The sequence below is a fragment of the Pseudomonas sp. SIMBA_041 genome (assembly GCF_046535095.1).
GTDB classification, from domain to species: domain Bacteria; phylum Pseudomonadota; class Gammaproteobacteria; order Pseudomonadales; family Pseudomonadaceae; genus Aquipseudomonas; species Aquipseudomonas mucoides.
On the sequence record NZ_JAWRXJ010000008.1, the window covers coordinates 26,459 to 41,236 of the forward strand.

At 56.6% G+C, this 14,778-nt stretch carries 19 protein-coding genes; 18 read left to right on the plus strand and 1 reads right to left on the minus strand.

The genetic code is table 11. The features are described from left to right. Nucleotides 1-13: 13 nt before the first annotated feature. The 17 genes from rplE to bfr all read left to right on the plus strand — a co-directional run bounded on the left by rplE (nt 14) and on the right by bfr (nt 10,285). Nucleotides 14-553 carry a 50S ribosomal protein L5 gene (gene rplE, locus SB725_RS19860; RefSeq protein ID WP_003176415.1) on the plus strand — a complete coding sequence of 180 codons (540 nt, stop codon included), beginning with the start codon at nt 14-16 and terminating at the stop codon, nt 551-553. A gap of 13 nt (nt 554-566) precedes the next feature. Beyond that, nucleotides 567-872, plus strand: a complete 306-nt coding sequence (gene rpsN, locus SB725_RS19865; RefSeq protein WP_003176414.1) for a 30S ribosomal protein S14 — start codon at nt 567-569, stop codon at nt 870-872. A 209-nt stretch (nt 873-1,081) separates the two neighbouring features. After that, the gene (gene rpsH, locus SB725_RS19870) at nt 1,082-1,474 is read left to right on the plus strand and encodes a 30S ribosomal protein S8 (protein ID WP_003186040.1); all 393 of its coding nucleotides are present in this window, start codon (nt 1,082-1,084) and stop codon (nt 1,472-1,474) included. Nucleotides 1,475-1,486: 12 nt separating this feature from the next. Further along, nucleotides 1,487-2,020: a 50S ribosomal protein L6 gene (rplF, locus tag SB725_RS19875; RefSeq protein ID WP_003176412.1), complete on the plus strand. Its 534-nt coding sequence runs from the start codon at nt 1,487-1,489 to the stop codon at nt 2,018-2,020. Between the two features lie 10 nt (nt 2,021-2,030). Then, nucleotides 2,031-2,381, plus strand: coding sequence for a 50S ribosomal protein L18 (gene rplR, locus SB725_RS19880; protein ID WP_003186037.1), 351 nt, complete (start codon nt 2,031-2,033; stop codon nt 2,379-2,381). A 3-nt stretch (nt 2,382-2,384) separates the two neighbouring features. After that, the gene (gene rpsE, locus SB725_RS19885) at nt 2,385-2,885 is read left to right on the plus strand and encodes a 30S ribosomal protein S5 (RefSeq protein ID WP_007943782.1); all 501 of its coding nucleotides are present in this window, start codon (nt 2,385-2,387) and stop codon (nt 2,883-2,885) included. A gap of 2 nt (nt 2,886-2,887) precedes the next feature. Continuing rightward, on the plus strand, nt 2,888-3,064 hold the full coding sequence (gene rpmD, locus SB725_RS19890; protein WP_003186033.1) for a 50S ribosomal protein L30: 177 nt from the start codon (nt 2,888-2,890) through the stop codon (nt 3,062-3,064). Nucleotides 3,065-3,067: 3 nt separating this feature from the next. Next, nucleotides 3,068-3,505, plus strand: coding sequence for a 50S ribosomal protein L15 (gene rplO / locus SB725_RS19895; RefSeq protein ID WP_007896782.1), 438 nt, complete (start codon nt 3,068-3,070; stop codon nt 3,503-3,505). After that, complete coding sequence (secY, locus tag SB725_RS19900) at nt 3,506-4,834, plus strand: preprotein translocase subunit SecY (RefSeq protein ID WP_003228718.1); 1,329 nt, start codon at nt 3,506-3,508, stop codon at nt 4,832-4,834. It abuts the gene before it with no gap. A gap of 27 nt (nt 4,835-4,861) precedes the next feature. Continuing rightward, complete coding sequence (rpmJ, locus tag SB725_RS19905; protein ID WP_002555468.1) at nt 4,862-4,978, plus strand: 50S ribosomal protein L36; 117 nt, start codon at nt 4,862-4,864, stop codon at nt 4,976-4,978. A gap of 130 nt (nt 4,979-5,108) precedes the next feature. Next, nucleotides 5,109-5,465 (plus strand): 30S ribosomal protein S13, encoded by a 357-nt coding sequence (gene rpsM, locus SB725_RS19910; protein ID WP_003186020.1) that lies wholly within the window; start codon nt 5,109-5,111, stop codon nt 5,463-5,465. 30 nt (nt 5,466-5,495) lie between these two features. Next, the gene (rpsK, locus tag SB725_RS19915; RefSeq protein ID WP_002555466.1) at nt 5,496-5,885 is read left to right on the plus strand and encodes a 30S ribosomal protein S11; all 390 of its coding nucleotides are present in this window, start codon (nt 5,496-5,498) and stop codon (nt 5,883-5,885) included. A gap of 18 nt (nt 5,886-5,903) precedes the next feature. Further along, a complete protein-coding gene (gene rpsD, locus SB725_RS19920) occupies nt 5,904-6,524 on the plus strand; it encodes a 30S ribosomal protein S4 (RefSeq protein WP_003210056.1) in 621 nt (206 codons plus the stop codon). Nucleotides 6,525-6,546: 22 nt separating this feature from the next. Further along, entirely contained in the window at nt 6,547-7,548 is a 1,002-nt protein-coding gene (locus SB725_RS19925; RefSeq protein WP_003186012.1) for a DNA-directed RNA polymerase subunit alpha, read from the plus strand. Nucleotides 7,549-7,590: 42 nt separating this feature from the next. Beyond that, nucleotides 7,591-7,977, plus strand: coding sequence for a 50S ribosomal protein L17 (gene rplQ / locus SB725_RS19930; protein ID WP_007918448.1), 387 nt, complete (start codon nt 7,591-7,593; stop codon nt 7,975-7,977). Nucleotides 7,978-8,216: 239 nt separating this feature from the next. Further along, nucleotides 8,217-9,671, plus strand: coding sequence for a catalase (locus SB725_RS19935; RefSeq protein ID WP_027924377.1), 1,455 nt, complete (start codon nt 8,217-8,219; stop codon nt 9,669-9,671). A gap of 149 nt (nt 9,672-9,820) precedes the next feature. Further along, nucleotides 9,821-10,285 (plus strand): bacterioferritin, encoded by a 465-nt coding sequence (gene bfr, locus SB725_RS19940; protein WP_059182081.1) that lies wholly within the window; start codon nt 9,821-9,823, stop codon nt 10,283-10,285. 64 nt (nt 10,286-10,349) lie between these two features. Here bfr and uvrA read toward each other — a convergent pair whose 3' ends face one another. After that, nucleotides 10,350-13,184, minus strand: a complete 2,835-nt coding sequence (gene uvrA, locus SB725_RS19945; protein ID WP_027924375.1) for an excinuclease ABC subunit UvrA — start codon at nt 13,182-13,184, stop codon at nt 10,350-10,352. A gap of 191 nt (nt 13,185-13,375) precedes the next feature. Between uvrA and SB725_RS19950 the strand changes: the two genes are divergently transcribed. Beyond that, nucleotides 13,376-14,773 carry an MFS transporter gene (locus tag SB725_RS19950; protein WP_059182082.1) on the plus strand — a complete coding sequence of 466 codons (1,398 nt, stop codon included), beginning with the start codon at nt 13,376-13,378 and terminating at the stop codon, nt 14,771-14,773. The last annotated feature ends 5 nt before the right edge of the window (nt 14,774-14,778 follow it).

A 14,778-nucleotide genomic window follows, 5' to 3' on the forward strand; every position in this document is an offset into this window, starting at 1 on the left:
TAGGTAGAAGACCATGGCACGACTAAAAGAGATTTACTGGAAGGAAATCGCACCGAAACTTAAGGAAGAACTTAAGCTTTCGAACGTGATGGAAGTTCCACGCGTTACAAAAATCACCCTGAACATGGGTCTGGGCGAAGCAGTCGGTGACAAAAAAGTCATCGAGCACGCTGTTGCCGACCTGGAAAAGATCACCGGCCAGAAAGTCGTTGTGACCTACGCTCGGAAATCCATCGCTGGCTTTAAAGTCCGTGAAGGTTGGCCGATCGGCGTCAAAGTGACCCTGCGCCGTGAGCGTATGTACGAGTTCCTGGATCGTCTGCTGTCGATCTCCCTGCCTCGGGTTCGCGACTTCCGCGGCCTGAATGCCAAGTCCTTCGATGGTCGTGGTAACTACAGCATGGGCGTTAAAGAGCAGATCATCTTCCCGGAAATCGACTACGACAAGATCGATGCTCTCCGCGGTCTGGACATTACCCTGACCACCACTGCCAAGAACGATGATGAAGGTCGCGCCCTGTTGCGTGCTTTCAAATTCCCGTTCCGCAACTGATTGGAGTAGGAAAATGGCCAAGATGAGCATGAAAAACCGCGAGCTGAAGCGTCAGCTCACGGTTGCCAAGTACGCCAAAAAGCGTGCAGCACTGAAAGCTATCATCGTTGATCTGAACGCAAGTCCAGAAGCACGTTGGGAAGCTACAGTAGCTCTGCAGAAGCAGCCACGTGACGCAAGCGCCTCGCGCATGCGTAACCGCTGCCGCCTGACCGGTCGTCCACACGGCGTTTACCGCAAGTTCGGCCTCGGCCGTAACAAACTGCGTGAAGCTGCAATGCGTGGTGACGTACCTGGTCTGGTTAAAGCCAGCTGGTAAGCACTATCAAAGTCTCGGTGTTCGGGATCGCAAGATCCTGACCATCGGTGACCTTGAACTTGAATCAAGCCCCTTTTGGGGCTTGATTCATTTGTGGGGTGTGTCTAGAATACCCGGCTCGCCTGAGCCCGTGCTTTTTCCGCATGGATGAGCTCGGCGACAAGTAGTAGCCGCAAGGCTAATTTTTTTGTATTAGGAGCGTCTAGCCCATGAGTATGCAGGACCCGTTAGCGGACATGCTAACTCGAATCCGTAATGCCCAGATGGCTGAAAAGTCCGTCGTAAGCATGCCATCTTCTACTTTGAAGGTAGCTGTTGCCAAAGTCCTGAAGGACGAAGGTTACATTGCGGGTTATCAGATCAGCAGCGAAATCAAACCACTGCTGTCCATCGAGCTGAAGTACTTCGAAGGCCGTCCGGTCATCGAGGAAGTGAAGCGCGTTAGCCGTCCAGGCCTGCGTCAGTACAAGTCCGTCGATGATCTGCCAAAAGTTCGTGGCGGTCTCGGTGTGTCTATCGTCTCCACCAACAAAGGTGTGATGACGGATCGTGCTGCGCGCGCTGCCGGTGTCGGCGGCGAAGTTCTTTGCACTGTGTTCTAAGGGGGGATAAGCATGTCACGCGTCGCTAAGAACCCCGTTAAGCTGCCAGCCGGTGTCGAAGTCAAATTCGCAGGCCAACAGCTTTCGGTGAAGGGTGCCAAGGGCACTCTCGAACTGAACATCCATTCGTCCGTTGAGATCGTTGAAGAAGCTGGTGAGCTGCGTTTCGCTGCTCGCAATGGCGATCAACAAACTCGCGCAATGGCTGGTACCACTCGTGCGTTGGTAAACAACATGGTCCAAGGCGTAAGCCAAGGCTTCGAGCGCAAGCTCCAGCTGGTCGGTGTTGGTTACAAAGCGCAAGCAAAAGGCACAGTGCTGAACCTGGCTCTTGGCTTCTCGCACCCAGTGGATTATGAACTGCCGGAAGGCATCACCGCTGAGACTCCTAGCCAGACCGATATCCTGATCAAGGGCATCGATAAGCAGCTGGTAGGTCAAGTGGCCGCCGAGATCCGCGACTTCCGTCCACCAGAGCCGTACAAAGGCAAAGGTGTGCGCTACGCGGACGAAGTCGTCCGTCGTAAAGAAGCCAAGAAGAAGTAGGGCATAGCAAATGACCGACAAAAAAGTTACTCGACTGCGTCGCGCTCGCAAAGCACGCCTGAAAATGCACGAACTCGAAGTCGTGCGTCTCTGCGTGTTCCGCTCGTCGCAGCACATCTACGCCCAGGTCATTTCGGCCGACGGCAACAAAGTCCTGGCATCTGCCTCGACTTTGGATAAAGAACTGCGTGATGGCGCCACTGGCAACATCGACGCGGCCACTAAGGTTGGCCAGCTGGTCGCTACGCGTGCTAAAGCCGCTGGCGTCTCGCAGGTGGCTTTCGACCGCTCTGGCTTCAAGTACCACGGCCGCGTCAAGGCGCTGGCTGATGCTGCTCGTGAAGCTGGGCTGGAGTTCTAAGTTATGTCAAATAACGACCAAAAGCGCGACGAAGGCTACATCGAGAAGCTGGTTCAAGTTAACCGCGTAGCCAAAACCGTTAAAGGCGGCCGTATCTTCACTTTCACCGCGTTGACCGTGGTTGGTGATGGTAAAGGGCGTGTTGGCTTCGGCCGTGGCAAGTCGCGTGAAGTGCCTGCTGCGATCCAGAAGGCAATGGAAGCTGCTCGCCGCAACATGATCCAAGTTGATCTGAACGGCACCACTCTGCAGTACGCAATGAAGTCCGGTCACGGCGCTTCGAAGGTGTACATGCAGCCTGCTTCTGAAGGTACCGGTATCATCGCTGGCGGCGCTATGCGTGCTGTCCTCGAAGTTGCTGGCGTTCAGAACGTTCTGGCCAAGTGCTACGGCTCGACTAACCCGGTAAACGTGGTTCACGCCACTTTCAAAGGTTTGAAAGCTATGCAGTCTCCTGAATCCATTGCCGCCAAGCGTGGCAAAAGCGTCAAGGAGATCTTCTGATCATGGCTACCGTTAAAGTTACGCTGATCAAAAGCATGACCGGCCGTATCCCTAACCACAAACTGTGCGTTAAGGGTCTGGGTCTGCGTCGCATCGGTCACACTGTAGAAGTACTTGATACTCCCGAGAATCGCGGGATGATCAACAAGGCTTACTACATGCTGCGTGTCGAGGGTTAATCGATGAAACTCAATGATCTGAGTCCAGCGCCGGGTTCCCGTCGCGAAAAGCATCGTCCGGGCCGTGGTATCGGTAGTGGTTTGGGCAAGACCGGTGGCCGTGGCCACAAAGGTCAGTCCTCCCGCTCCGGTGGCACCATTGCTCCAGGCTTTGAAGGCGGTCAACAGCCGCTGCATCGTCGCCTGCCGAAGTTCGGTTTCGTTTCCCTGAAGGCCATGGACCGCGCAGAAGTGCGTCTGTCCGAGCTGGCTAAAGTGGAAGGCGACATCGTCACCGTGCAGTCCCTGAAAGATGCCAACGTGATCAACGTCAACGTTCAGCGTGTGAAAATCATGCTGTCCGGCGAAGTTACTCGCGCTGTCACCATCGGAAAGGGAATCGGCGCCACCAAAGGTGCGCGTGCGGCTATCGAAGCAGCTGGCGGCAAGTTCGAGGAATAAATGGCTAAGCAAGGTGCTCTCTCTGCGCTCGGCAAAGGCGGTATGTCTGAACTCTGGGCTCGTCTGCGTTTTCTGTTCCTGGCGATTATCGTCTACCGAATAGGCGCACACATCCCGGTTCCAGGTATCAACCCGGACCGACTCGCGGACCTGTTTCGACAGAATGAGGGGACCATTCTTAGCTTGTTCAACATGTTTTCCGGCGGCGCGCTGGAACGGATGAGCATCTTTGCACTGGGGATCATGCCGTACATTTCGGCATCGATCATCATGCAACTGATGACCGCCGTCAGCCCGCAGCTGGAACAGTTGAAGAAGGAAGGTGAAGCTGGCCGTCGCAAGATCAGCCAGTACACCCGCTACGGCACTGTCGTCCTCGCTCTCGTTCAGGCAATTGGCATGTCCATTGGTCTGGCAGGGCAGGGCGTTGCGTTCACTGGTGACTTTGGCTTCCATTTCGTCGCGGTATCCACTTTTGTGGCTGGTGCGATGTTCATGATGTGGCTGGGTGAGCAGATTACTGAGCGTGGTGTTGGCAACGGTATCTCGATGTTGATTTTTTCGGGTATCGTCGCCGGTCTTCCGAGAGCGATCGGGCAGTCTTTCGAGTCTGCACGTCAGGGTGATATCAACATCTTCGCCCTGGTTGCCATCGGTTTGCTGGCAGTAGCGATTATCGGTTTCGTGGTGTTCATTGAGCGTGGTCAGCGTCGTATTGCTGTTCACTACGCCAAGCGTCAGCAGGGCCGTAAGGTCTTTGCTGCGCAGACTAGCCACTTGCCGCTGAAGGTGAACATGGCCGGTGTTATTCCGGCCATTTTCGCGAGCAGCATTTTGCTGTTCCCGGCTTCGTTGGGTGCCTGGTTTGGTCAGTCTGAAGGTATGGGCTGGTTGCAGGACATCTCGCAGTCGATCGCTCCTGGTCAGCCGTTGAATATTCTGCTGTTTAGTGCAGGGATTATTTTCTTCTGCTTCTTCTATACGGCGTTGATGTTCAATCCGAAAGACGTAGCGGAAAACCTGAAGAAGTCCGGTGCCTTTATTCCGGGCATCCGTCCAGGTGAGCAGTCTGCGCGCTACATTGATGGCGTTCTGACCCGCTTGACCATGTTCGGTGCTCTTTACATGACGGCCGTGTGCCTGTTGCCCCAGTTCCTGGTGGTTGCAGCAAACGTACCGTTCTACCTTGGCGGGACCTCGTTGCTGATCGTCGTCGTGGTTGTGATGGACTTCATGTCCCAAGTACAATCGCACCTCGTTTCGCACCAGTACGAATCCCTGATGAAGAAAGCCAACCTGAAGGGTTACGGCAGCGGCATGTTGCGCTGAGTACCCATAAGGTTCGAGGAGTTGGTGATGAAAGTTCGTGCATCGGTGAAAAAGCTGTGCCGTAACTGCAAAATTATTCGCCGCGAAGGTGTTGTTCGAGTAATTTGCAGCGCGGAACCGCGTCACAAACAGCGCCAAGGCTGAGTGTGATTGTGCTTCAAGCCCGGTAGCTAGTGCGCTACCGGGTTGATTATTTGTTATTACAGCGATATTATCTCGCGCCCTATTTCTTGGCTTCCGGGGCGTAGGTAGCTGTCAATTGGAGTCCCACTGAATGGCCCGTATTGCAGGCGTTAACATTCCAGATAACAAGCATACTGTTATCTCGCTGACCTACATCTATGGTGTTGGTCGCACTACTGCACAGAAGATCTGTGCAGTGACTGGGGTAAACCCAGCCGCAAAGATCAAAGATCTGAGCGACGAGCAGATTGAACAGCTGCGTGGCGAAGTGGCGAAGTTCACCACTGAAGGTGACCTGCGTCGCGAAATCAACATGAAAATCAAGCGTTTGATGGACCTCGGTTGCTATCGCGGTCTGCGTCATCGTCGTGGTCTTCCAGTGCGCGGTCAGCGTACCAAGACTAACGCGCGTACCCGTAAAGGTCCGCGTAAGCCGATCCGCAAGTAATCGCCCCCGCGAATCGACAGGAAAATTATCATGGCAAAACCTGCTGCTCGTCCTCGTAAAAAAGTTAAAAAGACAGTGGTTGATGGCATCGCCCACATCCATGCATCTTTTAACAACACAATCGTGACCATCACCGACCGTCAAGGCAACGCTCTTTCCTGGGCTACCTCCGGTGGTTCGGGTTTCCGCGGTTCCCGCAAGTCCACCCCGTTTGCTGCTCAAGTAGCTGCTGAACGTGCTGGTCAAGCTGCGCTGGAATACGGTCTGAAAAACCTCGACGTTAACGTCAAAGGTCCAGGCCCAGGTCGTGAATCTGCAGTCCGCGCTTTGAACGGCTGTGGCTACAAGATCGCCAGCATCACCGACGTGACGCCAATCCCGCACAACGGGTGCCGTCCGCCGAAGAAGCGCCGCGTGTAATCCAGGAGATTGTAAAGAATGGCTCGTTACATTGGTCCAAAATGCAAACTCGCTCGTCGCGAAGGCACCGATCTCTTTCTGAAGAGCGGCGTGCGCGCGATCGAATCGAAGTGCAACATTGAAGCAGCACCTGGTATCCACGGCCAACGCCGCGGTCGCCAGTCCGATTACGGCACCCAACTGCGTGAAAAGCAGAAGGTCCGTCGTATCTACGGCGTTCTCGAGCGTCAATTCAGCGGCTACTACAAAGAAGCTGCTGGCAAGAAAGGTGCAACCGGTGAAAACCTGCTGCAACTGCTCGAATGCCGTCTGGACAACGTTGTATACCGTATGGGTTTTGGCTCTACTCGTGCCGAATCCCGTCAGCTGGTATCGCACAAATCCGTCAGCGTTAACGGTCAGACCGTAAACGTACCGTCGTACCAGGTTCGTGCTGGTGACGTGGTCGCGATTCGCGAGAAAGCAAAGAACCAACTTCGCATTGTCCAAGCTCTCGATCTGTGTGCCCAACGTGGCCGCGTAGAATGGGTAGAAGTAGACACTGAGAAGAAGTCGGGCGTTTTCAAGAACGTTCCAGCTCGCAGTGATCTGTCCGCCGACATCAACGAAAGCCTGATTGTCGAGCTCTACTCCAAGTAAGGGCTAGAAAATAGGTGCATCCATGCAGATTTCGGTAAATGAGTTCCTGACACCCCGCCACATTGATGTGCAGGTTGTCAGTCCAACCCGCGCCAAGATCACTCTCGAGCCTCTCGAGCGTGGTTTCGGCCACACCCTGGGCAACGCGCTGCGCCGCATCCTGTTGTCCTCAATGCCCGGCTGTGCAGTAGTCGAGGCCGAGATTGACGGTGTACTCCATGAGTACAGCGCCATCGAAGGCGTACAGGAAGACGTAATTGAAATCCTGTTGAACCTTAAAGGTCTGGCTATCAAGCTGCACGGTCGTGACGAAGTTACGCTGACCTTGTCGAAGAAGGGTTCGGGGGTGGTTACCGCTGCCGATATTCAGCTGGATCATGATGTCGAGATCGTTAACCCCGATCACGTAATCGCTAACCTGGCGTCTAACGGCGCCCTGAACATGAAGCTCACCGTAGCTCGTGGTCGTGGTTATGAACCGGCAGACTCGCGTCAGAGCGATGAAGACGAAAGCCGCAGCATCGGTCGCTTGCAGCTTGACTCTTCGTTCAGCCCGGTTCGCCGTATCGCATACGTGGTGGAAAACGCCCGTGTCGAGCAGCGTACTAACCTGGACAAGCTGGTTATTGATCTGGAAACCAACGGTACCCTGGATCCTGAAGAGGCTATCCGCCGCGCTGCAACCATTCTGCAACAGCAGTTGGCTGCGTTCGTCGATCTCAAAGGTGACAGTGAGCCAGTGGTTGTCGAGCAGGAAGACGAGATCGATCCGATCCTGCTTCGCCCGGTTGACGATCTGGAACTGACTGTACGTTCGGCTAACTGCCTTAAGGCGGAAAACATCTACTACATCGGTGACCTGATTCAGCGTACCGAAGTAGAGCTGTTGAAGACTCCGAACCTTGGCAAGAAATCCTTGACTGAAATCAAGGACGTTCTGGCCTCCCGCGGTCTGTCCCTCGGCATGCGCCTCGACAACTGGCCGCCTGCAAGTCTTAAGAAGGACGACAAGGCGACTGCCTGATCGTCGTAATCACCGAACGTCGTGTTTGGTAAGGAATGAACCATGCGTCATCGTAAAAGTGGTCGTCACCTGAGCCGCACTAGCTCGCACCGCAAGGCCATGTTTCAAAACATGGCAGTGTCGCTGTTCGAGCACGAGCTGATCAAAACTACACTGCCGAAAGCTAAAGAACTGCGTCGCGTTGCTGAGCCGCTGATCACTTTGGCCAAGACAGACAGCCTGGCTAACCGCCGTCTGGCTTTCGACCGTACTCGTTCGAAAGCTATCGTTGGCAAGCTCTTCAACGACCTGGGCAAGCGTTACGCTACCCGTGAGGGTGGCTACCTGCGCATCCTCAAGTGCGGCTTCCGCACTGGCGACAACGCGCCTATGGCGTACGTCGAGTTGGTTGATCGTGCTACTGCCGGCGAAGCTGTATCCGCCGAGTAAGACGTCAGTCTGAAACGAAAAACCGGGCCTAGTGCCCGGTTTTTTGTGCCTGTAAGAAACGCGCGGTTTATACAAGCTTTCCTGCGTTTCATGCCTTCATTCTGTTAACGGCATTCGTTGGTAGTATTTTTCTATTGATCTCTGCAAATTAATGAATTTGTAGCCTTCTTGATCAATGGTCAATACTCCGTCCCAAGCCGATTAGCCGGCAGCTATAGACTGACAAAGGAAGAGATCGCATGAGCCAGAGTAAAACGCTTACCACCGCCAGTGGCGCTCCTGTCGCCGATAACCAGAATTCCCGTTCCGCCGGCCCCCGTGGCCCGCTGCTGCTCGACGACTTTCACCTGATCGAGAAGCTTGCCCACTTCAACCGCGAAAACATCCCGGAACGCCGTGTACACGCCAAGGGCTCGGGTGCTTACGGTACGTTCACCGTCACGCGGGATATCACCGAGTACACTAGCGCCAAACTGTTTGAGTCCGTCGGCAAGCAAACCTCCACTTTCCTGCGGTTCTCCACCGTTGGCGGTGAGCGTGGTTCGGCCGATACCGAGCGCGATCCACGTGGTTTTGCCCTGAAGTTCTACACCGAAGAAGGTAACTGGGACATTGTTGGCAACAACACGCCCGTGTTCTTCATCCGTGATCCGTTGAAATTTCCGGACTTCATCCACACGCAAAAGCGCCTGCCTCAAAGCAACCTGAAAAGTGCGCAGATGATGTGGGACTTCTGGTCGCATTCGCCTGAGGCGTTGCACCAGGTCACGATCCTGTTCTCCGATCGCGGCATCCCTGACGGCTACCGTCACATGCACGGCTTCGGCAGCCACACCTACAGCCTGATCAACGCCAATGGCGAGCGTCACTGGGTGAAGTGGCACTACAAAACCAAACAGGGAATCAAAAACCTCGCTCCGGCAGAAGCGGCACGCCTGGCGGGTACTGATCCTGATTATGCCCAGCGCGATCTGTTCGGCGCGATCGAGCGCGGTGACTTCCCGAAATGGCGCGTGTGCGTACAAATCATGACGGAAGCTCAAGCTGCGGCGCACCACGAGAACCCGTTCGATGTGACCAAAACCTGGTCGCAGAAAGAGTTTCCACTGATCGAAGTCGGTGAGCTGGAGCTCAATCGCAATCCGCTGAATTACTTTGCTGAAGTCGAGCAGGCGGCGTTCGGTCCGAGCAACATGGTCCCAGGTGTCGGCTTGTCGCCTGACCGCATGCTGCAAGGTCGCGTTTTCGCTTACGCGGATGCTCACCGCTACCGTATCGGCACCAATCACCAGCAATTGCCGGTGAACGCGCCTCGCAGCCCGGTGAACAGCTACCAGCGCGACGGTTCGATGGCGTTTGGCAGTAACGGCGGTGCGGCTCCCAACTACGAGCCGAACAGCTACGTTGACGCACCGAAGCAAGCGCCTCGTTATGCAGAACCGCCATTGGCGCTGAGCGGTGCAGCTGATCGTTACGATCACCGCGAAGATACCGACTACTACAGCCACGCCGGTGCGTTATTCCGTTTGATGAACGACGAGCAGAAAGCGCTGCTGGTCAGCAACATTGCCGGTGCGATGGCGGGGGTATCCAGCGATGTGGTTGACCGTCAATTGCAGCATTTCTACAAAGCGGATCCGGCGTACGGAGAAGCAATCGCAACGCTGCTCAACGTACAGCTTAACGAAGTCTAAATGAGAAACAGAACCGCCCTCGATTGGGCGGTTTTTGCGTGATTTAAACCACTTTTCTCGGAATATCTTCGCTTTTATCGCGCTAGCGGAGTGACCAATCAGTCTTCGTGGTTCAAACTACAGACTTTCAAGCAGGGAGATGTAGGGCGATGCAAGGCCACCCAGACGTAATCGATTACCTCAACACGTTGCTGACCGGCGAACTGGCGGCGCGTGATCAATATTTCGTCCATTCGCGGATGTATGAGGACTGGGGTTTCACCAAGCTCTACGAACGTATCAACCACGAGATGGAAGAAGAAGCCGGGCACGCTGATGCCTTGATGCGCCGAATTCTGATGCTCGAAGGCACGCCGCGTATGCGTCCGGACGACCTTGATGTCGGCAACACCGTGCCGGACATGCTCGCTGCCGACCTGCGGCTGGAATATAAAGTCCGGGCCGCGCTCTGCAAAGGCATCGAACTCTGCGAGCAGCACGGAGATTACGTCAGCCGTGAGATGCTGCGAATCCAATTGAACGACACCGAAGAAGATCACACCTACTGGCTCGAAAAGCAGCTAGGCCTGATCAAACTGATCGGTCTGGAAAATTACCTGCAATCGCACACCTGATTCAACGAAGACAAAAAAGCCCCTGTCACCGAGAAAGTGACAGGGGCTTTTTCATGGCCGTGATTCAGGCCTTGTCGCGAGCCAGCAGCGGCTTGAGGTAGAAGCCGGTATGAGACTGCTTCATCTCCGACACTTCTTCCGGTGTGCCGACGGCAATAATCTGCCCGCCCTTGGAGCCGCCCTCTGGCCCAAGGTCCACCAGCCAATCGGCGGTCTTGATCACGTCCAGGTTGTGCTCGATCACCACCACCGTGTTGCCGTGGTCGCGCAGTCGATGCAGTACATCAAGCAGTTGCTGGATATCCGCGAAGTGCAGGCCGGTCGTTGGCTCATCGAGGATATACAGGGTCTTGCCGGTATCGCGTTTGGACAGTTCGCGGGACAGTTTCACCCGTTGTGCCTCACCACCGGACAGCGTGGTCGCCGATTGCCCGAGCTTGATGTACGACAAGCCAACATCCATCAGCGTCTGAAGTTTGCGTGCCAGCGCTGGAACCGCGTCGAAGAACACCCGGGCTTCCTCGATAGTCATCTCGAGGGTTTCATGGATGCTCTTGCCCTTGTACTTGATCTCAAGGGTTTCACGGTTGTAGCGCTTGCTCTTGCAGACGTCGCACGGGACGTAGATGTCTGGCAGGAAGTGCATTTCCACCTTGATCAACCCGTCGCCCTGGCAGGCTTCGCAGCGTCCTCCCTTCACGTTGAAGGAGAAACGTCCCGGGCCATAACCCCGTGAGCGAGATTCCGGCACGCCGGCGAACAGTTCGCGAATTGGTGTGAACAGCCCGGTGTAGGTGGCAGGGTTGGAACGCGGCGTCCGGCCGATCGGGCTTTGGTCGATGTCGACGACCTTGTCCAGATGCTCCAGGCCCTTGATGCTGTCGTGCGCGGCGGCCTCAAGCGTCGTGGCGCCGTTGAGAGCCGTAGCGCTCAAGGGGAACAGCGTGTTGTTGATCAGCGTCGACTTGCCGGAGCCGGACACGCCGGTCACGCAGGTCAGCAGGCCGATCGGGATCTCCAGGTCGACGTTGCGCAAGTTGTTGCCACGAGCGCCCTTGAGGGACAGCGACAGCTTCTTGTTACGCGGTGTGCGCTTGGCCGGAACAGCGATCTTCACCCGGCCCGACAAGTATTTGCCGGTCAGTGAGTCAGGGTGAGCCATGACCTCGGCCGGTGTGCCTTCGGCGACGATATGCCCGCCGTGTACGCCAGCGCCCGGCCCGATATCCACCACGTAATCCGCCAGGCGAATCGCGTCTTCGTCGTGCTCGACCACAATTACCGTGTTGCCGATGTCGCGCAGGTGCTTGAGCGTGCCCAGCAGTCGATCATTGTCCCGTTGGTGCAGACCAATCGATGGTTCGTCGAGGATGTACAGGACGCCCACAAGACCGGCGCCAATCTGGCTGGCCAGACGAATCCGCTGAGCTTCACCGCCCGACAAGGTGTCGGCACTGCGATCCAGCGACAGGTAGTCGAGACCCACGTTGACCAGGAACTGCAGGCGCTCGCGGATTTCCTTGAGAATCTTGTCGGCAATTTCGCCACGACGGCCTGTCAGCTTCAGCACGCCGAAGTACTCACACGCGTCGCCAATCGGCAGGTTCGTCACCGCTGGCAGGGTTTTCTCGCCCACCCAGACATGCCGCGCCTCACGACGCAGGCGCGTGCCACGGCAATCCGGGCAAGGCTGGGTGCTGAGGAACTTGGCCAGCTCTTCACGCACCGAAGCGGATTCGGTTTCGCGGTAGCGGCGTTCAAGGTTCGGCACGATGCCTTCGAACGGGTGCGAGCGCTTGACGATGTCGCCACGGTCGTTCAGGTATTTGAAATCGACGTTCTGCGAGCCGCTGCCGTGCAGGATGAACTTCTGCTGATCGGCCGGCAGTTCGTTGAACGGCACTTCCAGGCTGAATTTGTAGTGAGACGCCAACGACCCGAGCATCTGGAAGTAATAGACGTTGCGCCTGTCCCAGCCGCGAATCGCGCCCTCGGCCAGTGTCAGCTCGCCGTTGACCAGGCGCTTGATGTCGAAAAACTGCTTCACGCCCAGGCCATCGCAGGTCGGGCAAGCGCCGGCCGGGTTGTTGAAGGAGAACAGCTTGGGTTCCAGCTCGCTGATGGCATGGCCGCAAATCGGGCAGGCGAAGCGGGCGGAGAAGATTATTTCTTCACCCGGCTCGTCGTCCATTGGCGCTACCAGTGCGATGCCGTCCGCCAGCTTCAGCGCGGTCTCGAACGATTCGGCCAGACGCTGTTGCAGATCGGCGCGGACCTTGAAGCGGTCGACCACGACATCGATCGAGTGCTTCTTCTGTTTATCCAGCTTCGGCAGCTCGTCCAGTTCGCAGAGCCGGCCATTGACCCGGGCCCGCACAAAGCCTTGCGCGCGCAATTCTTCGAACACCGACAGATGTTCGCCCTTGCGCTCGCGGATCACCGGCGCCAGCAGCATCAGTTTGCTGCCTTCCGGTTGGGCGAGGACCAAGTCGACCATCTGGCTGACGGTCTGCGCTTCCAGCGGAATGTCGTGATCCGGGCAGCGCGGAATACCCACGCGTGCATACAGCAGGCGCAGGTAATCGTAGATTTCGGTGATGGTGCCGACCGTCGAACGCGGGTTGTGCGAGGTCGACTTCTGTTCGATCGAAATGGCGGGCGACAAACCTTCGATGGTGTCGACGTCAGGCTTTTCCATCATCGACAGAAACTGCCGGGCATAGGCCGACAGCGATTCGACATAGCGACGCTGGCCTTCGGCGTACAGCGTGTCGAATGCCAGGGACGATTTGCCCGACCCGGACAGGCCGGTGATGACGATCAGCTTGTCCCGTGGCAGGGTCAGGTCGATGTTCTTCAGGTTGTGGGTCCGGGCCCCACGAATCAGGATCTTGTCCAAAGTGGCCTCGCTTGGCGGGCGTCGAAAACGTAGGAGTATACGGCCAAATACTGGATGGATGCACACTATCAAACGAGCGGGTTGATGTCTTACATGAAGAGTCTGTCAGCGGAGCGCGTCAAAGCGTCGCGATATACCCTGTCAATCGATGGGACTGGTAGAATCGCGGCCGGTTCACATGAGGTTTTTCCATGCACGATCCCCACAGCGAACGCATGAGTGGCAGCGAGACCCGCGCAGCAAGCGGGCTGGCCCTGGTGTTCGCCTTCCGTATGCTTGGCATGTTCATGGTGTTGCCGGTTCTGGCGACCTATGGGATGGATCTGGCAGGCGCGACACCGGCCCTCATCGGGCTGGCGATTGGCGCTTACGGCCTGACCCAGGCGATCTTCCAGATTCCTTTCGGTTTCATTTCCGACCGCATCGGTCGTCGTCCGGTGATTTACCTGGGGCTGATCGTCTTCGCCCTCGGCAGCGTGCTGGCGGCCAATGCCGATTCGATCTGGGGCGTTATCGCTGGACGAATCCTGCAGGGCGCCGGGGCGATTTCCGCCGCCGTCATGGCCTTGCTGTCAGACCTGACCCGCGAGCAGCATCGGACCAAAGCCATGGCCATGATCGGCATGACGATTGGTCTGTCGTTCGCGGTCGCCATGGTCGTAGGACCGTTGCTGACCCGTGCCTTCGGCCTGTCCGGATTGTTCCTCGCCACCGGCGGCATGGCGCTGTTCGGCATCGTGATCGTGATGTTCATGGTGCCAAAATCCACCGGGCCGTTGCAGCACCGCGAGTCCGGTGTCGCGCGCCAGGCGCTGATCCCGACGCTCAAGCACCCGGACCTGCTGCGCCTGGACCTCGGCATTTTTGTGTTGCACGCGATGTTGATGTCGAGCTTCGTTGCCTTGCCCCTGGCGCTGGTCGAAAAAGCCGGCCTGCCTAAAGAACAGCACTGGTGGGTCTACCTCACCGCGCTGCTGATCTCCTTCTTCGCCATGATCCCATTCATTATCTACGGCGAGAAGAAACGCAAAATGAAACGAGTTTTATTGGGCGCGGTGCTGACGCTGATGCTCACTGAGCTATTCTTCTGGCAGTTCGGCGATAGCTTGCGGGCTCTGGTGATCGGGACGGTGGTGTTTTTCACCGCGTTCAATCTGCTGGAAGCTTCGTTGCCTTCGCTGATCAGCAAGGTTTCACCGGCAGGCGGCAAAGGCACGGCGATGGGGGTTTATTCCACCAGTCAGTTCCTCGGTTCGGCGCTCGGCGGTATTCTCGGCGGCTGGATGTTCCAGCATGGCGGTCTGTCGGTTGTGTTCCTGGGATGCGCCGGTCTGGCTGCCCTCTGGCTGGCCTTTGCTGTTACCATGCGCGAACCTCCCTACGTGACGAGTCTGCGCTTGCCGCTGTCGCCCGAGGCGATCCGCGAAGCGGGTCTGGTCGAGCGCCTGAAGGCTGTCGTAGGGGTAACAGATGCAGTGATCGTCGCAGACGAAGCGGCGATTTACATCAAATTGGACACCGAACTATTGGATCGCACCACCCTCGAGCGCCTGGTGAACAACCCGCCCGAGGCAGCGTGCGTAGCCTAGGAGAA